General features: G+C 69.6%; 24 protein-coding genes and 3 tRNA genes. 2 read left to right on the top strand and 25 right to left on the bottom strand.

Features of this window, described 5'->3' with window-relative positions:
* Positions 1-15: 15 nt before the first annotated feature.
* The 14 genes from ATL45_RS16550 to rplJ all read right to left on the bottom strand — a co-directional run bounded on the left by ATL45_RS16550 (position 16) and on the right by rplJ (position 14,209).
* Entirely contained in the window at positions 16-912 is an 897-nt protein-coding gene (locus ATL45_RS16550) for a LysR family transcriptional regulator (protein ID WP_246025387.1), read from the bottom strand.
* Between the two features lie 222 nt (positions 913-1,134).
* Positions 1,135-2,154: a hypothetical protein gene (locus ATL45_RS16545; RefSeq protein WP_093155273.1), complete on the bottom strand. Its 1,020-nt coding sequence runs from the start codon at positions 2,152-2,154 to the stop codon at positions 1,135-1,137.
* 36 nt (positions 2,155-2,190) lie between these two features.
* On the bottom strand, positions 2,191-2,700 hold the full coding sequence (locus ATL45_RS16540) for an Rv1363c family protein (RefSeq protein WP_093155274.1): 510 nt from the start codon (positions 2,698-2,700) through the stop codon (positions 2,191-2,193).
* Between the two features lie 15 nt (positions 2,701-2,715).
* The gene (locus ATL45_RS16535; RefSeq protein ID WP_093155276.1) at positions 2,716-3,819 is read right to left on the bottom strand and encodes an MlaD family protein; all 1,104 of its coding nucleotides are present in this window, start codon (positions 3,817-3,819) and stop codon (positions 2,716-2,718) included.
* Positions 3,819-4,973 carry an MCE family protein gene (locus ATL45_RS16530; protein WP_093155277.1) on the bottom strand — a complete coding sequence of 385 codons (1,155 nt, stop codon included), beginning with the start codon at positions 4,971-4,973 and terminating at the stop codon, positions 3,819-3,821. The genes ATL45_RS16535 and ATL45_RS16530 overlap by 1 nt, the downstream gene beginning before the upstream one ends.
* Before the next feature lie 245 nt (positions 4,974-5,218).
* On the bottom strand, positions 5,219-6,391 hold the full coding sequence (locus ATL45_RS16525) for an MCE family protein (RefSeq protein WP_093155279.1): 1,173 nt from the start codon (positions 6,389-6,391) through the stop codon (positions 5,219-5,221).
* Entirely contained in the window at positions 6,388-7,368 is a 981-nt protein-coding gene (locus tag ATL45_RS16520) for an MCE family protein (protein WP_093155280.1), read from the bottom strand. Before ATL45_RS16520 ends, ATL45_RS16525 begins: the two co-directional genes overlap by 4 nt.
* The gene (locus ATL45_RS16515) at positions 7,365-8,387 is read right to left on the bottom strand and encodes an MCE family protein (protein ID WP_093155281.1); all 1,023 of its coding nucleotides are present in this window, start codon (positions 8,385-8,387) and stop codon (positions 7,365-7,367) included. Before ATL45_RS16515 ends, ATL45_RS16520 begins: the two co-directional genes overlap by 4 nt.
* Positions 8,384-9,724, bottom strand: coding sequence for an MCE family protein (locus ATL45_RS16510; RefSeq protein ID WP_093155282.1), 1,341 nt, complete (start codon positions 9,722-9,724; stop codon positions 8,384-8,386). Before ATL45_RS16510 ends, ATL45_RS16515 begins: the two co-directional genes overlap by 4 nt.
* On the bottom strand, positions 9,721-10,560 hold the full coding sequence (locus ATL45_RS16505) for an MlaE family ABC transporter permease (RefSeq protein WP_093155283.1): 840 nt from the start codon (positions 10,558-10,560) through the stop codon (positions 9,721-9,723). Before ATL45_RS16505 ends, ATL45_RS16510 begins: the two co-directional genes overlap by 4 nt.
* Positions 10,561-10,582: 22 nt before the next feature.
* Positions 10,583-11,374 carry an MlaE family ABC transporter permease gene (locus ATL45_RS16500; protein ID WP_093155285.1) on the bottom strand — a complete coding sequence of 264 codons (792 nt, stop codon included), beginning with the start codon at positions 11,372-11,374 and terminating at the stop codon, positions 10,583-10,585.
* Positions 11,371-12,588, bottom strand: coding sequence for an ABC transporter ATP-binding protein (locus tag ATL45_RS16495; RefSeq protein WP_093155286.1), 1,218 nt, complete (start codon positions 12,586-12,588; stop codon positions 11,371-11,373). The genes ATL45_RS16500 and ATL45_RS16495 overlap by 4 nt, the downstream gene beginning before the upstream one ends.
* A 619-nt stretch (positions 12,589-13,207) precedes the next feature.
* On the bottom strand, positions 13,208-13,594 hold the full coding sequence (rplL, locus tag ATL45_RS16490) for a 50S ribosomal protein L7/L12 (RefSeq protein WP_093155288.1): 387 nt from the start codon (positions 13,592-13,594) through the stop codon (positions 13,208-13,210).
* A gap of 87 nt (positions 13,595-13,681) precedes the next feature.
* Positions 13,682-14,209, bottom strand: a complete 528-nt coding sequence (gene rplJ, locus ATL45_RS16485) for a 50S ribosomal protein L10 (protein WP_093155289.1) — start codon at positions 14,207-14,209, stop codon at positions 13,682-13,684.
* A 269-nt stretch (positions 14,210-14,478) separates the two neighbouring features.
* Here rplJ and ATL45_RS16480 point away from each other — a divergent pair, with 269 nt between their 5' ends.
* A complete protein-coding gene (locus ATL45_RS16480; protein ID WP_121505352.1) occupies positions 14,479-15,318 on the top strand; it encodes a hypothetical protein in 840 nt (279 codons plus the stop codon).
* A gap of 221 nt (positions 15,319-15,539) precedes the next feature.
* Here ATL45_RS16480 and rplA read toward each other — a convergent pair whose 3' ends face one another.
* The 5 genes from rplA to ATL45_RS16455 all read right to left on the bottom strand — a co-directional run bounded on the left by rplA (position 15,540) and on the right by ATL45_RS16455 (position 18,377).
* Entirely contained in the window at positions 15,540-16,241 is a 702-nt protein-coding gene (gene rplA, locus ATL45_RS16475; RefSeq protein WP_093155292.1) for a 50S ribosomal protein L1, read from the bottom strand.
* Between the two features lie 90 nt (positions 16,242-16,331).
* Positions 16,332-16,766 carry a 50S ribosomal protein L11 gene (rplK, locus tag ATL45_RS16470; protein WP_093155294.1) on the bottom strand — a complete coding sequence of 145 codons (435 nt, stop codon included), beginning with the start codon at positions 16,764-16,766 and terminating at the stop codon, positions 16,332-16,334.
* Between the two features lie 151 nt (positions 16,767-16,917).
* Positions 16,918-17,793, bottom strand: a complete 876-nt coding sequence (gene nusG, locus ATL45_RS16465; protein ID WP_093155295.1) for a transcription termination/antitermination protein NusG — start codon at positions 17,791-17,793, stop codon at positions 16,918-16,920.
* A 79-nt stretch (positions 17,794-17,872) separates the two neighbouring features.
* Positions 17,873-18,274 carry a preprotein translocase subunit SecE gene (secE, locus tag ATL45_RS16460; protein WP_093155297.1) on the bottom strand — a complete coding sequence of 134 codons (402 nt, stop codon included), beginning with the start codon at positions 18,272-18,274 and terminating at the stop codon, positions 17,873-17,875.
* A 30-nt stretch (positions 18,275-18,304) separates the two neighbouring features.
* Positions 18,305-18,377 (bottom strand) — tRNA-Trp (locus ATL45_RS16455).
* 203 nt (positions 18,378-18,580) lie between these two features.
* Between ATL45_RS16455 and ATL45_RS16450 the strand changes: the two genes are divergently transcribed.
* Complete coding sequence (locus ATL45_RS16450; RefSeq protein ID WP_093155299.1) at positions 18,581-19,810, top strand: pyridoxal phosphate-dependent aminotransferase; 1,230 nt, start codon at positions 18,581-18,583, stop codon at positions 19,808-19,810.
* A 40-nt stretch (positions 19,811-19,850) separates the two neighbouring features.
* Here ATL45_RS16450 and ATL45_RS16445 read toward each other — a convergent pair whose 3' ends face one another.
* From ATL45_RS16445 to ATL45_RS16420, 6 genes are all read right to left on the bottom strand, one after another.
* The gene (locus ATL45_RS16445; protein ID WP_093155300.1) at positions 19,851-20,276 is read right to left on the bottom strand and encodes a MaoC family dehydratase; all 426 of its coding nucleotides are present in this window, start codon (positions 20,274-20,276) and stop codon (positions 19,851-19,853) included.
* Positions 20,276-20,734: a MaoC family dehydratase N-terminal domain-containing protein gene (locus tag ATL45_RS16440; RefSeq protein WP_093155301.1), complete on the bottom strand. Its 459-nt coding sequence runs from the start codon at positions 20,732-20,734 to the stop codon at positions 20,276-20,278. The genes ATL45_RS16445 and ATL45_RS16440 overlap by 1 nt, the downstream gene beginning before the upstream one ends.
* A 157-nt stretch (positions 20,735-20,891) precedes the next feature.
* A complete protein-coding gene (rpmG, locus tag ATL45_RS16435) occupies positions 20,892-21,056 on the bottom strand; it encodes a 50S ribosomal protein L33 (protein WP_093155303.1) in 165 nt (54 codons plus the stop codon).
* Positions 21,057-21,127: 71 nt separating this feature from the next.
* Positions 21,128-21,203, bottom strand: a tRNA-Met gene (locus ATL45_RS16430).
* Positions 21,204-21,307: 104 nt separating this feature from the next.
* Positions 21,308-21,380, bottom strand: a tRNA-Thr gene (locus ATL45_RS16425).
* A 132-nt stretch (positions 21,381-21,512) separates the two neighbouring features.
* On the bottom strand, positions 21,513-24,140 hold the full coding sequence (locus ATL45_RS16420; protein ID WP_093155304.1) for a putative bifunctional diguanylate cyclase/phosphodiesterase: 2,628 nt from the start codon (positions 24,138-24,140) through the stop codon (positions 21,513-21,515).
* Positions 24,141-24,349 lie beyond the last annotated feature (209 nt).

Raw genomic sequence — 24,349 nt, 5'->3', positions numbered from 1 at the left:
ATCGGTAAGCCGGGCTTACCGGTCTGCTGCCGACTGCTCCACCGCCGCGGCCGCGAACGCCCGGATCCGCTCGGTCTCGCCTGACCGGCGCCACACCAGCCCGTACTCGAGGGGCCCGGTGTCGCGGAACGGCACGAAGGTGACCCCGCGCGGAGCGGAGGTCTCGGCGACGTCGGCGCCGACCGGCGAGATCCCGTGCCCGGCGCCGACCATGGCGAGCGTTTCCGGCAGCGTCGCCGCCGACCGGCCGCGGTGCACGATCCGGCCCTCCGGAGTGCGCGACGGCGCCTGGTGTTCCTGCCAGTAGTCGGGCACGTGCCCGGTGCAGGCGAAGACCTGACCGCGCGCCAGGTCCTCCACCGACACCGAATCCTGCCTGGCCAGCGGATGGTTCGCGGGCACTGCCAGCACCCGGGGCACGCGCAGCACCACCGGCCCCAGGACGAGATCGGCCTCCTCGACCGGCAGCTGGGTGATCAGCAGCTCGACCTCGCCGTCCCGAAGCGGCTCGAACATGGCCTTGACCTGAGTCTCGTGAATCCGCACGTCGATCCCCGGATACCTGCGGGTGAACCGGCGGATCACGGCCAGCGCGAACTCGCCCGCAGCGCCACCGAGGTAGCCGACGGCGAAGCTGCCCTCGACCCCCTTCGCAGCGGCCTGCGCCCGGCACAAGCCACGCGAGATGAGCCGGTAGCCAGGCTCGACATCGTCGAGCAGCTGCTTACCGAGCGGAGTCAACCGCACCTGCCTGCTGGAGCGCTCGAACAACGGCGCACCGACGCGGCGCTCCAAGCGCTGGATGGTCTGACTGACCCGAGCCCTGCTGACCCGCAACCGCTCGGCGGTACGCCCGAAGTGCAGCTCCTCGGCCAGGACCACGAAACTCTCGATCTCCAGTCGCTCCAGCACCCGCTCAACACTAGTCGCCCCGACCACCGATCGATCCGCGGTGAATCTCCGTGACTTCGGTTGAAATTGGATTCACCGAACCGCAGCCCGGTCCGAAAACGCAAGAGATCCAATTTCAATTGAAATCGCTACACCACTCAAGGCGACCACCCACCGAGCCGTGACCCACCGACCGATCCGTGACCCACCTCCGGCCCACCAGCAGTGGGGCCGGATCTCTTTCTAGCGCAGCGTGATCTGGCTGATCTTCCAGGCGTCGCCCTGCTTCTCGGCGCTCACCGAGATCTGCGCCGGACCGGCGTTCTCACCGGGAGCGTTGGCGCGCCGCGCGTGCTGGTCGACGAACAGCAGCAACTCCGCCCGGTCGCCCTGCAAGCGCGTCACCGACCGCTCCTTCACCGTGGTGGTGACGATCAGCTGCTGCTGCGGGGCCTGCTGCTTGACGACCGCGAACAGCTCCTCGTAGCGCTGCACGGCGGCACCGGTCAGCAGCTCCTTCGCCGCGGCCTCGGTCTTCGCGGTGTCGTTGAAGTCGTAGGAGAACAGCTTCTCCACCGCATCGGAGACCTGCCCGCTGACCTCGCTGGTCGCCCCGGCCGAAACCATCGCCTCGTTCGCGGCGGCACCGGTGTAGCGAGCGGAGTACGCCTCGAACCCGAACCACCCGGCCAACCCGATGAGCACCACGGTCGCCGCCCACAGCGGCCACTGCGGAGCGCTCTTGCCGTCCGCTTCGCGCAACGCCGCGCCGAAGGCGCTCTCCGCCTCCGGCTCCGCCGTCGCGGCTGCCCACCGGCTCTCCGCGTCGGCTTCGCCGCGCTCCGAGCCTGCCTCGGCAGCTCCGCCCGGCTCCGCCGGAGCTCCGCTGCTGTCCACCCGCTCCGTCACGGCTTCGCCGTGCTCCGCGGAAACCTCCGGCGCTCCGCCGACCGCCGAGTCCTCCGCGGCGGCTTCGCCGCGCTCCGCCACAGCTCCGTTGACCCCGGCCCGCTCCGCAACGGCCTCGCCGCGCTCCACAGCCCGCTCCGCAACGGCTTCACCGCGCTCCACAGCCCGCTCCGCAACGGGCTCACCGCGCTCCGCGACGGCTTCGCCGCGCTCCGCCGCGGCTTCGCTCTGCTCCGCCGAACCGGCAGATCGGGCCTCGGCGAGCAGCTCCTCGTTGTGGGTCCGGCGTTTGCGCAGGCCCGCGACCTTCGGGCGGCGGACCGGTTGGTTGTTCGGGCGGCGGTTCGTTGGCACTGGGGGCACTCCTCGTGTTGCTTGCGCGGTCCGCCGTCAGCCCACCGGCACGAGGCCGAGCGTGCTGAGCTTCCAGGTGTCGCCTTCGCGGGTGAGTTCCGCCTGGTAGCGGTCCTGCTTGGTGGCCGGCGGCTCGCCCTCCACGGTGACCGTGACCTGCAGGACCGCGATCATCCTCGCCTTGCCGGCGCGCTCGTCGAGCTCCACGATCCCGGAGTCCAGGACGCGGGCCGTGGTGGTGCTGCGCTTCTGCTCGATCTGGGTCGCGTAGTCCTTGCGGCCCTGGCGGATCTCGTCGCGCAGCGGGCCGGTCGAGTTGTCCTCCCAGCGCTGCAGGCCGCTCTCCACGTCCCGGTAGTCCAGGGTGTTGAAGTTGATGATCGCGCTCTGCCCGTCGCGCAGCGCCTCGTCGCGCACCTCGGCGTAGGCGATCGACGAATCGTTGGCGGCCAGGACCCACGAGGTCCCGGTGACCAGGCAGGCCACCACGCTCACCGCGAACAGCACCAGCGCGACGACCGGGCGCCGTCGGGTTCCAGCGGTCATTCTCGGGCTCCTTCCCTACTGCCCGGGTGCATTCTGCGCGCCGCGCACCGAGGTCTCGCTGCCCGGGGGTTCCAGGCAGCGGGCGTCGGTGTTGACCGGCACCGGGTCCATCTCGATGCCGTTGCGGCGCTCGGTCTTCTCGTAGCCCGCGGTGCAGGGCAGCGGGTCGAAGGCGTTGAGCACCAGGCCGAAGTGCGCGGTGCCGTCGCCGGGCACCACCGTGCGGCTCACGGTGACCGCGGCCGGGTAGACGACGAAGGCGTGCTCGAGGCCGTCGACGTGCTTGGCGATCAGCTGCGAGGTGCTGGTCAGGTTCGCCAGCAGCGGGGTGAGCTGCTGGTTCTCGTGGATCAGCCCGCTGATCTGCTGGGCGGCGGGCGGGGCCTTCTCGATCACCGCGCGCAGGTCGCCGTCGGAGCGCTCCAGCTGCTCGGACAGCAGGCGCAGGTCGCGGCCGAAGGACTTGATCGCCGAGCCCTGCTCGTTCTGCGTGGCCAGCACGGTGTTGCCGTCGTCGAGCAGCTTCGTGGTCTGCGGCAGGTGCTCCTGGGCCGCGGTGATGAACTCGCGGCTGGTGTCGACGATGGTCTGCAGGTGGCCGCCGTTGTCGCGGAAGGCGGTGCCCAGCTCGCTGACCACGGTGCGCAGCGAGTCCTCCGGCACCGAGTTGGCCAGCCCGTCCAGGTTGGTCATCAGGGTTTCCACCGGCAGCGGGGTGGTCGCCGACTCCTGGGTGATCACCGAACCGTGGTCCAGGAACGGCCCGTCGTCCCGCTTGGGCTGCAGGTCCACGTACTGCTCGCCGACCGCGGACCGGTTGGTCACCACGGCCGCCACGTCGTCCGGGATCCGCGGGGCGCTGGACTCGATGTCCAGCGGGACGTTCACGCCGGTGCTGGTCAGCTCGATGGTGCCGACCCGGCCGACCGGCACGCCGCGGTAGGTGACCTCGGCGTTCTCGAAAACACCGCCGGTGTCGGCGAGTTTCAGCGTGACCACGTAGCCGCGCGGGCCGAACAGCCGGTCCAGCCCGGCGTAGCGGGCGCCGGCGAAGCTGACGCCGACCAGGGCGATCGCGACGAAGGCCACGATCTGCAGGCGAACTCGACGGGTGAGCATCAGCGGCCACCTCCCAGCAGCCCGCCCAGCAGGCCACCGCCGGAGTCCTCCGCCGGTTCCTCCGGCGGTGGCGGCGGTGCGGTGGTCTGCCCGGGGGTCAACGGCAGCGGCAGGTTCTGCACCGCGTCCGGCAGCGGGATCAGCGGTTGCCTGCTGCGGCCCAGGTTCTGCAGCACGTCGGTGAGGTTGAGGTTGACGTCGGTGTAGAGGTTGACGTAGTCGCTGTTCTGGATGCCGTCCACCACGTTGTCCGGGAACGGGAAGGTCAGCAGCACTTCCAGCGACTTCGGCAGGTTGTCGCCCGCCGCGGTCAGCTGCTGGAGCACCGGGGCGAGCTGGTCGAGGTTGTGCACCAGGTCGTCGCCGGAGCGGTTGACCACGTCGGTGGCCACCACGGAGAGCCGGTCGAGCGCCTGCAGCATGCCGACCAGCTGGGTGCGCTGCTCGTTGAGCACCTGCAGGCCGGGTCCCAGGTCGCGCAGGGCGGTGTCGATGCTGCCGCGCTGCTCGTTGAGGCGGGCGCTGAGCCGGTTGACGCTGTCCAGCGCGCGGACGATGTCGTCGCGCTGGGCGTCCAGCCCGGAGACCAGTTCGTCCAAGTTGGACAGCAGGCTGCGCACGTCGGACTCACGGCCCTCCAGCGCGGCGTTGAGCTCCTTGGTGATGTTCTGCAGCTGGGCGACGCCACCGCCGTTGAGCAGCATGGACAGCGCGCCCAGCACCTCTTCGACCTCGGGGTTGCGGCCGGTGTTCGCCCGGTCGATGCGGTCGCCGTCGGACAGCTTGCCGACCGGCGCCTGCGATTCGGGCGGCCCGGCGAGCTCGACGTACTTCTCGCCGAGGAGGCTGGACTGCCGCAGCCGCGCGGTGGCGTTGACCGGCAGCTCCACATCGCCGTTGACCAGCACGGTCACCTCGGCGTCCCAGGAGTTCGGCGCGAGCCCGATGGTGCTGACCCGGCCCACCGGCACGTCGTTGACCCGCACGCCGGCGTTGGGCACCAGGTCCAGCACGTCGTCGAAGTGCACCTTCACCTCGTAGGGGTGATCACCGACATCGGCCCCACCGGGCAGCGGCATGTCGTAGACCCCGCGAGAACTGCACCCCCCGACCACGACCAGCGCCACCACGACGGCAGCACCGACCCGCCACATCCGCCGGGAGGTACCGGCTCCAGCTCCCGCCTTCGGTCCTAGCCCTCGGTCTTTGTCCTTGAAACGCCGGAGGCGTTCAGCCCACCCTCGCAGCTCGCACCGCCGCGGGTTCTCAGCGTTCGCCTGGCGAGGACGGCCCGGCTGCCGTGTATTGGCGCCGGGCGCCCGCAGTCCAGGCGGGCGCTGAGGTTCCGCTACCCGCACCGCTACGCAAAACGAGTTCGGAGAAAGATCTTTGCGCAGGTTCATCGGGTACCTCCCTGCTGGGTGAGCGGGAGCGGGAGTTCCGGGAGCTTGCCGGTCTGGATGGCGTTGAGCGCCTCCGCCGGGGTCGGCAGCTTCACCACGCCGTCGAGGACCGGTTGCAGCGAAGCGCAGGCGTCGCTGACCTCCTTCGGCACCTCCGCCGGGGAGTGCTGCTCCAGCATCTTGCAGACCGCCACCGCGGGCGGCTGCGCCAGCTCGTTGATGGTGATCCTGGTGTCCAGCGTGCCCGCCGCGCCGTTGTAGACGTTGGAGAGGTTGGACAGCGCCAGCGGCGTGTTCACCAGCGATTCGCGCAGCGCTTCCTTCTGCCGCACCAGCACCTCGGTCACCCCGTGCAGCTGGTCCACATTGGACTTGACCAGTGCGCGGTTGTCGCGCACGAAGGCCTCCACGTCGCCCAGCGCGATCGCGAGCTCGGCCATCGCCGCGCCCATGTCCTCGCGCTCGTCGGCCAGGAACGAGCTGACCTGCTGCATCTGGGTGTTGAACCGGCGCACCTGGTCGTCGTTGGCGGCCAGCATCGAGGTGAACTTCTGCAGGTTGTCGACGGTGGCGAACAGCTGCTCGCTGTTGCCGGACAACGTCGTGCCCGCCTCGCCGAGGTTGCGGATGGTGTCCGACAGCGCCTGCCCGTTGCCCTCCAGGTTGGCCGCGCCGGTGTTGAGCAGGTCGGTCAGCGCGCCGTCGGCGTTGGCGCCCTCCGGGCCGAGCGCACTGGCCAGGTCGTTGAGGCTGCGGTAGATCGAGTCGAGCTCGACCGGGGTCATGGTGCGTTCCTTCGGGATCACCGCGCCGTCCTCCAGCGTCGGCCCGCCCCGGTAGACCGGCGTCAGCTGCACGTAGCGGTCGCTGACCACGCTCGGCGCGACGGCGACCGCGCCCGCGTCGGCGGGCACTTCGACGTCGCGGTCGACGCTCATCACGACCCGCACCAGCCGGCCCTGCGGGACGACCTCGTCGACGGTGCCGACCGGGACGCCGAGGATCCGGACGTCGCCGCCCGGGTAGATGCCGACGGCGGCGTTGAAGTAGGCGGTGACCTTGCGCTCGGCGGCGCCGAAGAACAGCCACCAGACCGCGGCGGTCACGGCGAGCACGAGCACCACCGCGATCGACAGCGCTCGGGTGAGCGAGGGGCGTGCGCTGGTCATGGCTGGCAGCCCTTCTGGTTGATCGGTCCGATGGCGGGCGGCAGCAGCCCGCAGACGTAGCTGTCGAACCACCGTCCGTTGCCCACGACGTTGGAGAACAGGCGGGTGAACGGCGCGAACATCTCCAGGCTCCGGTTCAGGTTGTCCTGGTTGCGCTGCAGCATCTTGGTGACCCGGTCCAGCTGCTGCAGGGCCGGGCCGATCTGCGCGGCGTTGTCGTCGACCAGCCCGCGCAGCTGCTGCGACAGCTGCCGGGTGCCGTCCAGCAGCGCGCTGATCGAGTCCCGCCGCGCCCGGATCTCCTCCAGCAGGAGGTTGCCGTCGGCGAGCAGCCGGTCGAAGTCCTCGTTGCGGTCGGCGATGGTCCTGGACACCTGCGCGGTGTTGTTCAGCAGCTGCTCCAGCTGCTCGTCGCGCGAGGAGATGGTCTGCGACAGCTGGGAGAGCCCGTCCAGCGCGCCGCCGATCTCGTCCGGGGTGTCGGCGAAGGTGCCAGCCATCGCGCGGAAGCTGTCCGCGAGCTGCCGGGTGTCCACCTTGTCCACAGTGGTCGACAGATCGCTGAAGGCGTCGATCACGTCGTAGGGCGACATGGTGCGCTGCAGCGGGATCGGCTCGGACGGGTCGAGCTCCTGCCCGCCCTGCGGGTCCAGCGCCAGGTACTTCTGCCCGAGCAGCGTCTTGATCTTGATCGCGGCGGTGGTGTGGTCGCCGAGCCACGCGTCGTTGACCCGGAAGCTGACCAGCACGTGGTCGCCCTCCAGCTCGACGTCGGACACGGTGCCCACCTTCACCCCGGCGATGCGCACCTCGCTGTCCGCCCGCAGCCCGGCCGCCTCGGTGAACTGCGCGGTGTAGGTGGTGCCGCCGACCAGCGGCAGCCGCTCGAAGTTCATCGCGAGCAGGAACATCAGCACCAGCACCAGCAGGCCGCCGATGCCGATCTTGAGCGGGTCGCGCTTGGAGAAGGCAGTCATCGCTGGCACCTCGGCTGGGACACCGGCACCAGCGGTAGCGGCAGGTTCAGCTCACCGACGCCGACGGTCCCGGTCATCTTGCAGTTGAAGAAGTTGAACCAGGAGCCGTGCGAGGCGGTCCGGGAGAGCATCTCGACCTTGCCCGGCAGGTTCCGCAGCCACTGGTCCACGATCTCCTCGTTGTCGTTGAGGTTCTGCGACAGCGAGCCGAGCCCGGCGATGTCCTGCTGCAGCGCCGGGCGGGCCTCGGTGAGCAGTCCGGCGGTGCTGTTGGTCAGCCCGTCCATCGCGGTCACCGCGTCGCCGATGGCGTCCCGGTCCTCGGACAGCCCCGAGACCACCTGCCGCAGCTGGCCGATCAGCTCGGACAGCTGCTGGTCGCGCGAGTTGACGGTGTCGAGCACGCCGTTGAGGTTGTCGATGACCTGCCCGATCACCTGGTCGCGGGAGGCGATCGTGGAGGTCAGCGAAGCGGTGTGGGCCAGCAGGCTCTCCACCGTGCCGCCCTCGCCCTGCAGCACCTGGATGATCTCGAAGGACAGCTTGTTGACGTCCTCCGGCGACAGCGCCTGGAACAGCGGCTTGAAGCCGCCCAGCAGCACGGTGAGGTCCAGCGCCGGCTTGGTGCGCTCCAGCGGGATCGTCGAACCCTCGCGCAGCACACCGCCTTCGCCCGGGCCCGGCTCCAGCGCGATGTAGCGCTGACCGACCAGGTTCCGGTACTTGATGGTGGCGGTCACCGTCGCGGGCAGCGGGCGGTCGGCGACGTTGAACTTCACCTCCGCCACCCGCTTGTCGACCAGTTCGATGCTCTCCACCTCGCCGACCTTCACCCCGGAGATGCGCACCTCGTCGCCCTCGTTGAGGCTGGTCACGTCGGTGAACCGCGCGTTGTAGGACTGCGCCGCGCGCAGGTCCCGGTTGGCGATGGTCAGCACCAGCGCCCCGGTGGCCAGCACGGTGACCAGCACGAAGACCAGGAACTTGACCAGCGGTCCGGTGATGCTGCGACCGTTCACCGGTAGCTCACCTCCGCTCCGCGCAGGACCGGGCCGACCAGCAGCGATCCCCAGTCGGGCAGGTCACCGGCGTCGCGGCCGACGGCCGGCGCCAGCAGCATCGACACCATGTCCCGCTCGGCGGGCGAGTTCACCCACTGCGAGGACGTGCTGGCGGGCAGGAAGCCCTCGCCCATCTGCGGCGGGTTCAGGCCCTTGTCGACCTGGTGCGACGGCGCGGGCGGCACCGAACCGTCCTCGAACGGCCCGTCCGGCGGGTACTCCGGGATCGGGTCGGGCAGCGGCATCAGGTTGTAGCAGCGCGGGCCGCGCTTGTCGGCGAACACCGGCTCGTCCTGGTTCGGGCGGTACTTCCCGCGGTGCGCCACGACCTCCAGCGTGATGTGCAGGCCCGGCTCGTTCGTGCCCTCGCCGAACACCTTCCGGATCCGCGGCACGTACGCTGCCATCTCGTCCAGGAAGCACTTGTACTCCGGGGCGTACTTCGCCAGCACGTCCAGCGTCGGCCGCTGCGCCTCGCCGAGCTGGATGATGTTCTGCCGGTTGTTCTCCAGGAACGTGGTGGTGTCACCGGCGGTCGTGGTCAGCTGATCGGTGAGCGTCTTGAGGTTCTCCCGCTGCGCCACCAGGGTTCGCGCCGTGGTGCTGAAGTTGTCCAGCGCCTCCAGCACGTCCGGCGCGGCCTGCTCGTAGGTCTCGGCGACGCCGACCAGTTCCTTGAGGTTGCGCTGCAGGTCCGGCACCGACGGGTTGAGGCCGTCGAGGTAGGTATTCAGCTGCGACAGCGTCTCGCCCAGCTGCTCGCCGCGCCCGGAGAGCGCCTGGTCCAGCGCGTTCAGCGTGACCGCGAGGTCGTCGGGGTGCACCGCCTGCAGCACCGGCATGGTGTCGGCCAGCACCTTCTCCAGCTCGATGCCCGCGCTGGTGCGGTCCTGCTCGATGACGTCACCGGCGGCCAGCGTGGTGGTCGCGGCCTGCTCGGGCAGTTCCAGCGAGACGTAGCGCTCGCCGAACAGCGTCCGCGGCAGCAGCCGCGCCGAGACGTTGGAGGGCAGGTGCTGCACCTTGTCCGGCTCCAGCGCCAGGTGCAGCTCCGCACCGTCCCCTGTGGACTTGACGTCGACCACGCGGCCGACGACCATGCCGCGCACCTTCACGTCCGATTCCGGCAGCAGCTGGTTGCCCGTCGAGGCGGCCTTGAGCACCACGTCCACGCTGGAGGTGAAGGCCTTCTGGTAGGTCGCCACGGTCAGGCTGACGAAAAGCACCATGCACAAGAGGAACGCGAGGCCTAAGGCCCGGCGCCGCAGTGTTCTCAACGCACCCTTGGTACTCATCCGGTGATCCGAACCGTCGTAGTGGTGCCCCAGATCGCGAGGCTGAGGAAGAAGTCCAGCAGCGCGGTGGTCACGATCGCGGTCCGCACCGCGCGGCCCACCGCCACGCCGACTCCCGCCGGGCCGCCGCTGGCCCGGTAGCCGTAGAAGCAGTGCGTCATGATCACCACGACGCTGAACACCAGCACCTTCCCGAACGACCACAGCACGTCTTCGGGAGGCAGGAACAGGTTGAAGTAGTGGTCGTAGGTGCCCGCCGACTGGCCGTAGACGTAGACCGTGACCGCCCGCGCCGCGACGTAGGAGGTGAGCAGGCCCAGCACGTACAGCGGGATGACCGCGATGAACCCGGCGATCACCCGCGTGGTCACCAGGTACGGCAGGCTCGGCACGCCCATGACCTCGAGCGCGTCGATCTCGTCGGAGATCCGCATCGCGCCCAGCTGCGCGGTGAAACCGGAGCCGACCGTGGCCGACAGCGCCAGACCGGCCACCAGCGGCGCGATCTCGCGGGTGTTGAAGTAGGCCGAGACGAACCCGGCGAACGCCGAGGTGCCCAGCTGGTCCAGCGCGGCGAAGCCCTGCAGACCGACCACGGTGCCGGTGAACAGGGTCAGCCCGATCATCACGCCGACCGTCCCGCCGATGACCGCGAGCGCCCCGCTGCCGAAGCTCACCTCGGCCAGCAACCGCAGCGTTTCCTTGGCGTAGCGCGTGATCGCGCGCGGAATCCACACCAGCGACCGCACGTAGAACGACAGCTGGTCGCCCAGCTCGTCCAACAGCTGCAACGGCCGCCGGGCCGCGCGCTTGGCGCGCTGCGAGATCGTCACCATGTCAATTCCCCTGGCGGCCCGGTCACATGCCCTTTGGCGGCACGAGTTGCAAGTACATCGTCGTGAGCACGAAGTTCACCGCGAACAGCAGCAGGAAGGTGATCACCACCGACTGGTTCACGGCGTCTCCGACGCCCTTCGGGCCGGGTGGCGGGTGCAGGCCGCGGTAGGCCGCCACCACGCCTGCCAGGAAGCCGAAGATCAGCGCCTTGATCTCGCCGATCCACAGGTCCGGCAGCTGCGCCAGCGCGTTGAAGCTCGCCATGTAGGCGCCGGGTGTACCGCCCTGCATGATCACGTTGAAGGTGTAGCCGCCCAGCACGCCGACCACGCTGACCATGCCGTTGAGCAGCACGGCCACCAGCATCGCGGCCAGCACCCGCGGCACCACGAGGCGCTGGATCGGCGAGATGCCCAGCACCTCCATCGCGTCGATCTCGTCGCGGATCTTCCGCGAACCCAGGTCCGCGCAGATCGCCGAACCACCGGCGCCGGCGATGAGCAGCGCGGTCACGATCGGCGCCGCCTGCTGGATGATGGCCAGCACGCTGGCCGCACCGGTGAACGACTGCGCGCCGATCTGCCTGGTCAGCGAGCCGAGCTGGAGCGCGATCACCGCACCGAACGGGATGGACACCAGCGCGGTCGGCAGGATCGTCACGCTGGCGATGAACCAGCACTGCTGGATGAACTCGCGGAGCTGGAACGGGCGCTTCGGCAGCGCCCGCACCACGTCCAGCGCGAGCGCGAACAGGCGACCGGTCTCCCGCAAGCCCGCCGCACCCGGAAACCGCGCCTGGGACGGCGAACTCACTGCTCACCCCGCTTGCGCCCGAACCACCGGCGGCGCGAGGACTCGACCGGTTCCGCCGCGGGCTCCGGCGCACCCGCCCACGGCGGGGCCTCCGGGTCGCGCGGGCGCGGCGAGGGGCGGACCTGCTGCGGCACGTCGGCGACCTCGTTCTGCGGCAGCGCGGGCACCGGCTCGGCCTGCTGCGGCCGTGCGGGCGCAGTCATCGGCTCGGACTGCGGCCAAGAGCCGGTCGCGGGTGCCGAAAAGCCGTAGAGCGCCAGCTCTTCCGGGCTCAGCGTCTTCAAGATCTCCTGCTGCGCGGACGGATTCAGCGTGCGCAACTGCCGCAGCACCCGCTCCTTGCGGCGGCGCACGGCGGTCCGCTCCGGCATGCCGGGGCTGACTTCGAGCTGCGGCATCATCGGCGGAACGGCGAGCTCGCTCAACCGCGCCAGCTCCCCCGCGCCGGTGTCCTTCTCCTCGCTCATCCCGATCGGCCCGTCCGGCCGGCCGTTGAGGAACTGCACCACCACCGGCTCCGCCGAGGTCAGCAGCACCTCGCGCGGGCCGAACATCACCAGGTTCCGGCGGTAGAGCATGCCGATGTTGTCCGGCACGGTGCGCGCGGTGTTGATGTCGTGGGTGACGATCAGGATCGTCGCGTCGATCTGCGCGTTAAGGTCGACGATCAGCTGGTTCAGCAGCACGGTGCGGACCGGGTCCAGACCGGAGTCCGGCTCGTCGACCAGGATGATCTCCGGGTCCAGCACCAGCGCGCGGGCCAGCCCGGCGCGCTTGCGCATACCGCCGGAGATCTCGCCGGGCAGCTTGTCCTCGGCGCCGATGAGCCCGACCATCTCCATCTTCTCGAGCACGATCCGGCGGATCTCGGACTCGCCCTTGCGGGTGTGCTCGCGCAGCGGGAAGGCGATGTTGTCGAACAGGTTCATCGACCCGAACAGCGCGCCGTCCTGGAACAGCACGCCGAAGAGCTTCCGCACCTCGTAGAGGTCGCGCTCCGGGCAGGTGCAGATGTCGACCCCGTTGATGACGACCTTGCCCCGCTCCGGCTTGAGCAATCCCACCAGCGATTTCAGGAAGACGGACTTCCCGGTCCCGGAAGGCCCCAGCAGCACGCTGATCTCACCGGGAGGAAGCGTGAGCGAAACATCCCGCCAGATGCTCTGCGCGCCGAAGGACTTCGACAGCCCGTCGACAACCACCTCGACGCCCATCCGCACCTCCGCGTCCTCGAATTCGGCTCGTCCGGCCGCCCTGGTGAGGCAGCCTGACACATGTGACGCGCACAACGAAGGTCATCAGCGTCACACCTGTGCAACGAGCCCGACGCAACGGAGTTACTCGCCAGTTCACTTGAACTTCTCCACCGCGAACTTTCTTTGCCCGCAGGCGAACCGATGCGCGCGAGTTGTCCGGTTGATGGAGCTTTTCATCCTGGTCGGCAGCCGCGGCGCCCAACCGGCGGCAACGCGAAAGGTGTCGCATGCGCCGCAGGCGCATAACCCGCCCTCGCAGCCTGCACCGCTGCGGGTTCTCAGACTGCGCCCGCCCGAACGGGGCTCTTGGCGAGGACAGCCCGGTCGCCGTGTATTGGGCCATACATAAGAGCGGGATCCCGCAGTCCAGGCGGCGTCTGAGGTTCCGCTACCCGCACCGCTACGCAAAACGAGCCTGGAAACCATCATGGGATTTCCGGAATTCCGCGGAGCAAAAAAGGGCGAGCACTCGCGACTGCGAGTGCTCGCCCTTTCACAGTGAGTCAGAGGAGCGGGAAGGCCCCTCCGGCCCGCCTTTTCGAACCACGCGGAACGAGTTCGTCAGGCGGGCACCAGATCACTTGAGGGAGACCGAGGCGCCGGCCTCTTCCAGCTTGGCCTTGGCCTCTTCGGCCTTCTCCTTCTCGACCTTCTCCAGGATCGGCTTCGGAGCGCCCTCGACCAGCTCCTTGGCCTCCTTCAGGCCCAGGCCGGAGACGATCTCGCGGACGACCTTGATGACCTGGATCTTCTTGTCGCCGGCACCCTCGAGGACGACGTCGAACTCGTCCTGCTCCTCAGCGGCGGCGGCACCACCGGCGGCACCCGGGGCGGCCACGACGGCGGCCGGGGCGGCGGCGGTGACGTCGAAGGTCTCCTCGAACTCCTTGACGAACGCGGACAGCTCCAGGAGGGTCATCTCCTTGAAGACGTCCAACAGCTCTTCGTTGCTCAGCTTCGCCACGACGGCGTTCCTTTCCGTTCAGGTCCCCGAGCGCCGGCGGCACCGGGGAGGGGAGTTTTGCGACCGACAACTGCATCCACTGGGGACTCAGGCGTCGGCGTCGCTGCCCTTCTTCTCCTGCAGAGCAGCAGCCAACCGAGCCACCTGGGACGCCGGCGCAGCGAACAGCGCGGCGGCCTGGCCCATCTTGGCCTTCATCGCACCGGCCAGCTTGCTCAGCGTGACCTCGCGCGAGTCGAGGTCGGCGATGCTCTCGACCTCGGACACGGACAGCGCGCGGCCGTCCATGTAACCGCCCTTGATCACCAGGGACTGGTTGTCCTTGGCGAACTCCTTCAGGGCCTTTGCGGCGTCGACCGGCTCGCCCTCGATGAAGGCGATCGCGGTCGGGCCGACGAACAGGTCGTCGAGTCCCTCGACGCCCGACTGCTCGGCGGCACGCTTGACCAGCGTGTTCTTCGCGACACGGTACGTGGTGCCCGCTCCGAGGGAGCGGCGCAGCGTGGACAGCTGCGCCATGGACAGCCCGCGGTACTCGGTCACGACCGCAGCGGTCGAAGTGGTGAAGTGGCCAGCGATCTCGGTGACCGCATCGACCTTGTCGGGCTTCGCCATGTCGCCTCCTCTCTATCTCCGACTGTGATCCGCATCCAGTCGGTCCTGAGACGACAAAACGCCCCGGCGCAGCAAGCACGGGGCGTCAAGATCATGGGCGCGCAGAGCGCGGCACGCGTAGCCTCGTCCCTCCTGCGCGGGCCGCCCGCATCTCACGGGACCTTAGTTCTCCGGAACCCGGAGAAGACCAGCGGTCTTGGGTGGAACCTCTTAAAGAGTACGCGATGCCTCCCGGGCACTTCCAACCACCCCTCACCACATCACCGGTGGTGACCTGGGACGCACGGGCGGGCATCATGTGGGGCGTGGCCGATCAGCACGAGCCGGAGCCCGGGTCGAACCTGCCGGACAAGTCCCGCCCCGCCGACATCGTCGACGCCGAGGTGGTGGACGGCGATCTCGTCGCCGCACCGACGCCGGCCAAGCCCGCGCAACCCGCCGACGACGAGGAATTCCGGCAGTTCCAGGAGTTCCAGAAGTTCCAGCGGTACCGCGAGTGGCAGCAGGCCCAGGGCGGCGACCTCGCGGTGCCCCCGCCCACCGGCGCCCAGCCCGCGGAGCAGCCGAAGAAGCCCTGGTGGAAGACGGCCCTCGGCCTCCTCCGCTACAAGTTCGTCCGCCGCCTGATCTACCTGCTCGTGCTCCTCCTCCTGCTCAACTACGCCTACGACTACTACTTCGGCAGCAGCAACAGCAGCTCGGACACCTCCAGCAGCGGTCAACCGCCGGTCCGCCCGCAGCCGCGGAAGGCCCCGACCCCGGAAGACGCGCTGTTCGACATCTACAACCTGCTGCGCGGCGACGACCCGGCCCTCGCGTGCGGCCTGTTCGACGCGACCGGCGAGAACGGCTTCGCCGTCGCCCACCAGGCGCCCGATTGCGCCACCGCGGCCCAGCGAGTGCACGACCAGATCACCGACCGCAACGCCTACGCGAACCCGAAGCTCGGCTACGACGCGATCGACGCGACCGGCCGCGAGGCGGTGGTGCACGGCTGCCGGATCCAGGTGGCGGGCGGCCCGCGACTGGGCAGCCTCAAGCTCACCCAGCAACAGGACGGCGGCTGGGCGATCAGCGCCTACGCGCTCCAGAGCTCCACCTGCCCCTGACCGGCCGCAATTTCAATGGAAATCGAAGATCCGATTTCAATGGAAGTTGCACCCCCTCCGGCGTGTCGTCCCCCGACACGCCGGAGGCCCGTGGAGACCTCCGCGATTTCAATGGAAATCAGACGTCCAAGTTCCATTGAAATTGCGCAGGCCCGGTCGCCGAACGCGAAAGGGCGGGCCGACCCGGAGGTCGGCCCGCCCTTTCGGCGGGTGTTGCGGGATCAGGCGGACGCGCGCGTGGCGCTCGGGTCCACCGGGATGCCCGGGCCCATCGTCGTGGTGAAGGTGACCTTCTTCAGGTACCGGCCCTTCGACGCCGACGGCTTGGCGCGCAGCACCTCGTCCAGCGCGGCCAGGTAGTTCTCCACCAGCTTGTCGGTGTCGAACGAGGCCTTGCCGATGATGAAGTGCAGGTTGGCCTGCTTGTCGACGCGGAAGTTGATCTTACCGCCCTTGATGTCCGCGACCGCCTTGGTGACGTTCGGGGTGACGGTGCCGGTCTTCGGGTTCGGCATCAGGCCGCGCGGGCCGAGGATGCGGGCCACCTTGCCGACCTTGGCCATCTGGTCCGGGGTGGCGATCGCCGCGTCGAAATCGAGCCAGCCGCCCTGAATGCGCTCGATCAGGTCCTCGGAACCAACCGCGTCCGCTCCGGCGGCCTCGGCCTCAGCGGCCTTGTCGCCGACGGCGAACACGATGACGCGGGCAGTCTTACCAGTGCCGTGCGGCAGGTTCACGGTGCCGCGGACCATCTGGTCTGCCTTGCGGGGGTCGACGCCCAGCCGCAGCGCCACCTCGACGGTGGCGTCGTACTTGACCTTGGAGGTCTTCTTCGCCAGGTCGGCGGCTTCGGTCGGCGCGTACAGACGCGTCCGGTCGATCAGCTCGGCCGCCTGCTGGTATGCCTTGCTGCGCTTTGCCATTTCTGTCCCTATCAGCGGTGGATCAGTTGTGGTTGGTCGGGCTGCGCTGGAGCCCTCCCACAGCGGTGCCCGGTCGGAACCGGTACCGGATCAGCCCTCGACGTTCAGGCCCATCGACCGAGCAGTACCGGCGATGATCTTCGCGGCCTGGTCGATGTCGTTGGCGTTGAGGTCTTCCATCTTGGTCTGCGCGATCTCGCGGACCTGGTCCATGGAGACCTTGCCGACCTTCGTCTTGTGCGGCTCGCCGCTGCCCTTCTGCACACCGGCGGCCTTCAGCAGCAGCTTCGCGGCCGGCGGGGTCTTCAGCTTGAAGTCGAAGGACCGGTCTTCGTAGACGGAGATCTCGACCGGGACCACGTTGCCGCGCTGCTGCTCGGTGGCGGCGTTGTAGGCCTTGCAGAACTCCATGATGTTGACGCCGTGCTGACCCAGCGCCGGGCCGACCGGCGGAGCCGGGTTGGCCTGGCCCGCCTGGATCTGCAGCTTGATGATCGCTGCCAGCTTCTTCTTCTTGGGCGGCATGTTTGCTTCCTGTGTCTTCGCTATCCGGTTGCCCGGCCCCGCGTGGCTGCGGAGCCGAATCTGGCGAGACCACGAAACGGTGGCATCGCCCGCTTCTGCGCGTGGTCCTGCCAGATCCACGCACAGCCGCCGTGCTCCCAGGGGGAGCCGGTCAGATCTTGGAAACCTGGTTGAACGACAGCTCAACCGGCGTTTCGCGGCCGAAGATCGACACCAGGACCTTGAGCTTCTGGGCGTCCGGGTTGACCTCGTTGATGGTCGCGGGAAGGGTCGCGAACGGCCCGTCCATGACGGTGACGGACTCACCGACCTCGAAGTCGACCTCCACCGCGGACTTGGCGGCGGACGGAGCGGCCGCGGCCTTCTTGCCCGGCTCGGCCTTCTTCTCCTCCACCTGCGGCGCGAGGAACTTCAGCACGTCGTCGATGGTCAGCGGCGACGGCTTGGAGGTGGCGCCGACGAAGCCGGTGACGCCCGGCGTGTTGCGCACCGCGCTCCAGGACGCGTCGTTGAGCTCCATCCGGACCAGGATGTAGCCGGGCAGCACCTTGCGCTGCACCAGCTTGCGCTGGCCGTTCTTGATCTCGGTGACCTCTTCGGTCGGCACCTCGACCTGGAAGATGAAGTCCTCGACGTCCAGCGTCTGGGCGCGGGTCTCCAGGTTGGTCTTGACCTTGTTCTCGTAGCCGGCGTAGGAGTGCACGACGTACCAGTCGCCGGGGGCGCGGCGCAGTGCGGCGCGCAGCTCCTCGACGGGGTCGACTTCCTCGGCCGCTTCGGCGTCGGCTTCACCGGACTCGTCGGCGTCGCCCGCAGCGGACTCGTCGGCGTCGGAGTCGCCCTCAGCGGCGTCCGGGACCTCTTCGGTCTCGACGTCGTCGCTGGAGCCGGTGTCCTCGCCGGAGTCGGCACCGTCGGCGGACTCGACTGCATCGACCTGGTTCGCGGTCGCCTCGACCTCGTCGGCCGCTGGCTGCACCTGCTCGTCGGTGAGGCCGGTGGTTTCCTGGCCCTCGTGGGAGGTCACAGTCGGTCTCGCTTCCTCTCGTGCGTTGCGTGCCGGGTCGTTGCTCCGCCGGCACCACCTAAAGCGCGGGCCCGAAGGTTCAGCTGGAGCCGAACAACCAGCCCACGCCCTTGGCGAAGAGCACATCCACGCCGGCCACGAACGCCACCATGACGCTGACGAACACCAGCACCACGAACGTGTAGGTCACCAGCGACTTGCGCGTCGGCCAGATGACCTTGCGCAGTTCGGCGACGACCTCGCGCAGGAAGCGTCCGATCTTCCGGAACAGCGAAACCCGACCCTGCCGACCGTCCCGCGATGGGGTCGGCCGACCCTTCGACTCAGTTGTGCGAGTCGAGTTGGCACCCGACTCGCCGGACCGGCCCTTGCGACCGGCCGGACGGGAGGAAGCACGGCGCTCGCGCCGCGCCGCAGCGCTGGACGGACGGTTGGCGTCGTCGCGCTCCCCGCCCTGCTCCTGCTCGCGGTCCTCGCTCACGCCAATCCTCCGCTCACCGTCGCATCGACGCAGGGGTGACAGGACTTGAACCTGCAACCTGCGGTTTTGGAGACCGCTGCTCTGCCAATTGAGCTACACCCCTTTGCGGCCCATCATGCCCGACCGCAGTTCGGGACGCCCTCCACCGCCATGGAACCGGGGTTCCACGGTGCTCAGGCATCCCAGGTTCGAAAGTGTACGGCACACCGACAACCCGTTTCCAACGGCACCCCCCTGTCCGGTTCAAGAACAACTCCGCCGCAGGTGGGAAGCGTGGCGGTGGCCACTTCTGCCAGGATGCCGGACATGGCCACACCTGACGCAGAGCACCGGACCGGCGCGCGGGTCTCCGCGCGGATCGGCGGCATCAGCGAGTCCGCCACGCTGGCCGTGGACACCAAAGCCAAGGCGCTCAGGGCCGCCGGCCGCCCGGTGATCGGGTTCGGCGCCGGCGAGCCCGACTTCCCGACGCCGCAGCCGATCGTCGACGCCGCCGTCGCCGCCTGCTCCGACCCCAGGAACCACCGGTACAGTCCGGCCGCGGGCCTGCCCGAGCTGCGCGAAGCCATCGCCGCCAAGACCCGGCGGGACTCCGGCCTCGTCGTGCAGCCCGGTCAGGTGCTGGTGACCAACGGCGGCAAGCATGCCGTCTACCAGGCGTTCCAGACCCTGCTGGATCCGGGCGACGAGGTGCTGCTGCCCGCTCCGTACTGGACCACCTACCCGGAGGCGATCACCCTGCCGGGTGGAATTCCGGTGGTGGTCCCGGCCGACGAGTCGACCGGCTACCTGGTCTCCGTCGACCAGCTGGAGGCGGCGCGCACGCCGCGCACCAAGGTCCTGGTGTTCAACTCGCCGTCCAACCCGACCGGTGCGGTGTACCCGCCGGAGCAGGTCGAGGCGATCGGCCGCTGGGCCGTCGAGCACGGCATCTGGGTGATCACCGACGAGATCTACGAGCACCTGGTCTACGGCGACGCGCGGCACGTGTCGATGCCCACCGCGGTGCCGGAGCTGGCCGACACCTGCGTGGTGCTCAACGGCGTCGCCAAGACCTACGCCATGACCGGCTGGCGGGTGGGCTGGATGATCGGCCCGGCGGACGTGATCAAGGCCGCGACGAACCTGCAGTCGCACCTGTCGTCCAACGTCGCCAACGTCTCGCAGCGGGCCGCCCTGGAGGCCGTCAGCGGCCCGCTGGACGCTGTCCACGAGATGCGCGCGGCGTTCGACCGCCGCCGCCGCAAGATGGTCGAGCTGCTCTCGGCGATCCCCGGCGTCAGCTGCCCCGTACCGCAGGGCGCCTTCTACGCGTACCCGTCGGTCAAGGAGCTGCTGGGCAAGGAGATCCGCGGTGTCCGCCCGCGGACCAGCGTCGAGCTCGCGGCCCTGGCGCTGGAGCACGCCGAGGTCGCGGTGGTCCCGGGCGAGGCCTTCGGCACTCCCGGCTACTTCCGCCTCTCCTACGCCCTCGGCGACGAAGATCTGGTCACCGGCGTGACCCGCCTGGCCGAGCTCCTCGGCGAAGCGCGGTGATCCGGGGGTGAGGGGCGCGTCGCCCCTCACCCACCGCGCGCTACTCGGGGAGGCGGACGATGGCCGTGGCGCCGCCCAGGACGCCCTGAGACGCGCTCTTGGCCGTGATCACGACCTTGACCGTGCCGTCCTCGTTGATCGCCGAGATCTTGCCGGAGACGTCCACCTGGGCGCCGGTGCCGTCGTCGGGCACCACGACGGGCCGCGTGAAGCGGACCCCGTAGTGCAGGATCGCGCCGGGGTCGCCGGTCCACTCGCTGACCAGCCGGCCGGCCACGGCCATGGTGAGCATCCCGTGCGCGATCACGTCCGGCAGCCCGACCTCGGTGGCGAACCGCTCGTTCCAGTGGATCGGGTTGAAGTCGCCGGAGGCGCCCGCGTAGCGGACCAGGTCGGCGCGGGTGAGCGGCACGCTCAGCTCGGGCAACCGGTCGCCGACGGCGACCTCGGAGATCCGCACGCCCATCACTCCTCGCCCTCCGCGGTGCCGCGGGCCACCAGCATCGACTTCGCGGTGCACACCGGCTCGCCCTCGACGGTGCTGATCTCGGCCCGGACGGTCAGGAAGTCGTTGCCCGCGCGGGTCTTGATGTCGTCCACGCGCACCACCGTGACCAGCCGGTCACCGGCCCGGATCGGCCGGTGGTGGGTGAACTCCTGCTGCCCGTGCACGACCCGGCTGTAGTCCAAGCCGAGCTGCGGGTCCTCGACGATCGCGTCGTGCGCGCCCATGGACAGGATCACGGCGAAGGTCGGCGGTGCGATCACATCGGGGTACCCGGCGGCCTTCGCGGCTTCGACGTCCCGGCACAGCGGGGACTCGTCCTTGATCGCGCTGGCGAACTCCCGGATCTTCTCCCGCCCGACCTCGTAGGGCCGGGTGGGTGGATACGCACGTCCGATGAATGACTGGTCAAGCGACACCCGCGAAGGCTACCCGACCCCCGACCAGGCACAACCCCGCTGCACGAACACCAGTGCCCCACCCCACAAGACCACGTTCGGCTGAACTGCGGCCGAGCACGAAAAAGCCCGCCCCCGATACCGGGGACGGGCTGGAAGCCTCGGTGAAGGCCTACCCTCAGCGGGTTTCCTTGTGCAGCTTGTGCGTGCCGCAGTTCATGCAGAACTTCTTCATCTCCAACCGGTCCGGGTTGTTGCGCCGGTTCTTGTTGGTGATGTAGTTGCGGTGCTTGCACTCCTCGCACGCCAGCGTGATCTTGGGTCGGACGTCGGTGGCGGCCACGGGGGTGCCTGCCTTTCTGCCTCGGTAATCTGCTGGGACGGCTCGCGGGCGGACCCGCGTGAGCCGGTGACTGGTAGCGGTGGCCGGACTTGAACCGGCGACACAGCGATTATGAGCCGCTTGCTCTACCGACTGAGCTACACCGCCATGCTGAGCCCTTCGGTGCGAACACCGGAGCCTCAGCCGACGCAGGATATCCCACGCAAAACAGCCACAGCACCTAGCTTAGCGAGCACTGCGGCTGTCTTTCGAGCCCCAATACGGAATCGAACCGTAGACCTTCTCCTTACCATGGAGACGCTCTGCCGACTGAGCTATTGGGGCGTGTCCCTGCGGAACGTCTAGAACTTTACACACCCCGGAAGGGGCCCGAACAGGGGGGTCCACTTTTGGTGAAAACCCTGGTCAGGACCTCTTCCTGGGCCCTGGAGCGGGTTCTGGGCGGCGAAACCGGGCTCAGTGCAGGAGTGTGAGGACGGTCTCCGAACGGGCGCCCACGCCGCGCTTGGTGCGGGCCTGCAGCCACGCCTCGAAGCGCTCCTCGGACAGCGGCCGGGAGATCAGGTAGCCCTGCGCCACGTCGCAGCCCATCTGCACCAGCAGATCGCGCGCGGCGTCGTCCTCGACGCCCTCGGCGACCACCGCGAGGTCCAGCGAGTGGCCCAGCTCGACGATCGAGCGGACCACCGCCATGTCGCCGAGGTCGGTGCCCATGCCGAGCACGAAGCTCTTGTCGATCTTCACCTCGTCCACCGGCAGCCGCCGCAGGTAGGCCAGCGAGGAGTAGCCGGTGCCGAAGTCGTCCACCGCCAGCACCACGCCCATCGCGTGCAGCCGCCGCAGCACCGGCAGCGACCGCTCCGGGTCGGCCATCACGCTGGACTCGGTCAGCTCGAAGGTCAGCAGCTCGGGCGGGATGTCGTGGCGCAGCAGCGCCTCGGCGACGCGGTCCGGGAAGGTCTCGTCGGCCAGGTTGCGCACCGAGAGGTTCACCGCCACCGACATCCGCAGCCCGGTGTCCAGCCACTTCCGGATCTTGACCAGCGCGCACTCCATCACGAAGGAGGTGAGCGCGTCGACCAGACCGGTCGCCTCGACCAGCGGGATGAACTCGTCCGGGTCCAGCCGCCCGTACTCCGGGTGCCACCAGCGCACCAGGGCTTCGGCGCCGACCACGCGGCGCTCGGGCAGCGCCACCTTGGGCTGGTAGTGCACCTCGACCTGGCCGGTGTCCAACGCCTGCCGGAACTGCGTGACCAGCTGGAACCGGCGCAGGAACACCTGGCCCATCGCGGGCGCGTAGCCGCGCACCCCGTCCTCGCCGTTGCGCGCCGCGCGCACCGCGACGTCGGCGCGCTGCAGCAGGGTGTCCACGTCGTTCTCGCACTCGCCGTCGGCGGGCGCCGACGATGCGTACCCGGCGACGCCAGCGGCCTCCACCACGATCCGGTCCAGCGGGTACGGGCGGGCGATCGCCTCGCGCAGGTGCTGGGCCACCTCGTGGGCCTGCTCCTCGTCGCGGTCCAGCAGCAGCACCGCGAAGGAGTTCGCCTCCAGCCGGGCCAGCGGCGCCTCGCCCAGCTCCTCGCACATCCGCTCCCCCGCGGCGACGACCATCCGGTCGCCCCAGGTGTAGCCGAGGGCTTCGCTGACCGTGGTGAGCACGTCGAGGTCGATGCGCAGCACGACCGCGGTGCGGCCGTTGCGCAGCTCCTCCGCCGCCATCTCGCGGAAGCCGGTTCGGTTGAGCAGCCCGGTGAGCGGGTCGTGGTAGGCGTCGTGGCGCAGCCGCGCGAGCAGCCTGCGGTTGTCCATCGCGGTCGCGAGGTGGCTGGCGAGGGTGTGCAGGAGCCGCACGTCCGCCCGGCCGAAGCCGCGCCAGCGGCTGACCCGGTCGTGCACCTCGACGGCGCCGAGCAGCTGCGTCGCGCCGCGCAGCGGGACGACCAGCGCCTCGTATGCGCCACGCTGCCGCAGCGCCCGCCGCACCTCCTCGGGAGCTTCCAGCGTTCGGAACGAGCGCACGTGGCTGCCGGGCAGTTGCAGCAGCGGGTCGTCGCGCAGCGCCGAGGGAGCCGCCTGCCAGGCGGCGTCGGGTAAGGACTCACCGGCGACGAGCGTGCTCACCTCGCCGCTCGGGTCCAGCCGCAGGCGCAGGACCACCCGGGTCGCGTTGAGCTGTTCGCGGATCCGCTCGGCGACGGGTTCCCACTCGCCGGCCTCCGGCGCGGCCTCCACGGCCTCGCCGGGGCTCTGCGCGCTGCGCTGCCCGTAGCGGGCCACGCTCAGGCTCACGTCGCTGAGCGCTTCCAGGTCGCGCTGCTCGCGCATCAGGTCGGAGTAGGCGCGGTAGAGGCCGATCACGGCCGCGGCGACCAGCGCCACCAGCAGCCAGCCCCACGGCGTGCTCAGCGCCACTTCGTAGCTGACCAGGCCGACCGAGGTGTTCAGCAGGCCGACGGCCAGCGTGCGCACCGCCAGCCGGGCACCGGCCGAGACGCGCATCGCGCCGCCCAGCACGTGCAGCGCGGCGAGCGCGAAACCGCAGCTGATCAGCGAGGAGGTGAGGGTTCCCACGACCGGGCCGAACCAGATCGGGGCGACCGTGGCCAGCGCCAGGTTGACCGCGTGGGCGACCGCGAACGGCACCGCGATCTCCAGGCACATGACCCCGGCGTTGTAGGCGACGTGGGTGGCCGCGCGGCGGCCGACCTGCGCGCCCAGCCCGGCCAGCAGGTTCGCCGCCAGCGCCACCTCGAACGGGACCGTGAGCAGCGCGAGGATCAGCGGGATCTCGGTGAAGGAGATCGTCCAGCCGACCCGCTTGACGTCCACGTCGATGGTCAGCTGCTCGGCCAGCAGGAAGCCCATGGCCAGCAGCGGGCCGAGGAACAGCAGGTCCGAGCTGTAGTGGAAGGGCAGCCAGACCGAGGTCAGCAGCGAGGCCAGCACTCCGGCGAAGAGCACCGCGAAGGAGAAACCGGCGAACATCCGGCGGCGCACTGGGTCCACCTCGGGGCGGACCGGTGGTCGCGCCGGCTCCAGCTCGGGCTGCGGACCGAGGGAGCGGTGACGCCCGATCATCCACGCTCCTCCCCGCCCGGCAGCGCGGGCGCACCACAAAAATGCCGCCGACGATCGTGACTCACGCCGGCACGCCTTGGCCAGGGGCGAATGGCCCGCATCGCACCAGGCGGACGCCGGTGCGGACGCCGCAGGCCGCGGCCGGTGCGGACGTCCGCGACCGAGATCGGGAGTTGACCTGCAAAAATTTCACAACGATCCGCGAGCAC

The organism is Saccharopolyspora antimicrobica (assembly GCF_003635025.1).
Taxonomy (GTDB): domain Bacteria; phylum Actinomycetota; class Actinomycetes; order Mycobacteriales; family Pseudonocardiaceae; genus Saccharopolyspora; species Saccharopolyspora antimicrobica.
The sequence above is the reverse complement of the archived record's forward strand: the minus strand, read 5'-3'. Positions and strand labels throughout refer to the sequence as shown.

Excerpts from the sequence above, each read along its gene's own strand:
- ATL45_RS16540 (WP_093155274.1), bottom strand. The coding sequence starts at position 2,700 with ATGACCGCTGGAACCCGACGGCGCCCGGTCGTCGCGCTGGTGCTGTTC.
- ATL45_RS16535 (WP_093155276.1), bottom strand. The coding sequence starts at position 3,819 with ATGCTCACCCGTCGAGTTCGCCTGCAGATCGTGGCCTTCGTCGCGATC.
- ATL45_RS16530 (WP_093155277.1), bottom strand. The coding sequence starts at position 4,973 with ATGTGGCGGGTCGGTGCTGCCGTCGTGGTGGCGCTGGTCGTGGTCGGG.
- ATL45_RS16525 (WP_093155279.1), bottom strand. The coding sequence starts at position 6,391 with ATGACCAGCGCACGCCCCTCGCTCACCCGAGCGCTGTCGATCGCGGTG.
- ATL45_RS16520 (WP_093155280.1), bottom strand. The coding sequence starts at position 7,368 with ATGACTGCCTTCTCCAAGCGCGACCCGCTCAAGATCGGCATCGGCGGC.
- ATL45_RS16510 (WP_093155282.1), bottom strand. The coding sequence starts at position 9,724 with ATGAGTACCAAGGGTGCGTTGAGAACACTGCGGCGCCGGGCCTTAGGC.
- ATL45_RS16505 (WP_093155283.1), bottom strand. The coding sequence starts at position 10,560 with ATGGTGACGATCTCGCAGCGCGCCAAGCGCGCGGCCCGGCGGCCGTTG.
- ATL45_RS16495 (WP_093155286.1), bottom strand. The coding sequence starts at position 12,588 with ATGGGCGTCGAGGTGGTTGTCGACGGGCTGTCGAAGTCCTTCGGCGCG.
- rplJ (WP_093155289.1), bottom strand. The coding sequence starts at position 14,209 with ATGGCGAAGCCCGACAAGGTCGATGCGGTCACCGAGATCGCTGGCCAC.
- rplA (WP_093155292.1), bottom strand. The coding sequence starts at position 16,241 with ATGGCAAAGCGCAGCAAGGCATACCAGCAGGCGGCCGAGCTGATCGAC.
- rplK (WP_093155294.1), bottom strand. The coding sequence starts at position 16,766 with ATGCCGCCCAAGAAGAAGAAGCTGGCAGCGATCATCAAGCTGCAGATC.
- ATL45_RS16450 (WP_093155299.1), top strand. The coding sequence starts at position 18,581 with ATGGCCACACCTGACGCAGAGCACCGGACCGGCGCGCGGGTCTCCGCG.
- ATL45_RS16445 (WP_093155300.1), bottom strand. The coding sequence starts at position 20,276 with ATGGGCGTGCGGATCTCCGAGGTCGCCGTCGGCGACCGGTTGCCCGAG.
- ATL45_RS16420 (WP_093155304.1), bottom strand. The coding sequence starts at position 24,140 with ATGATCGGGCGTCACCGCTCCCTCGGTCCGCAGCCCGAGCTGGAGCCG.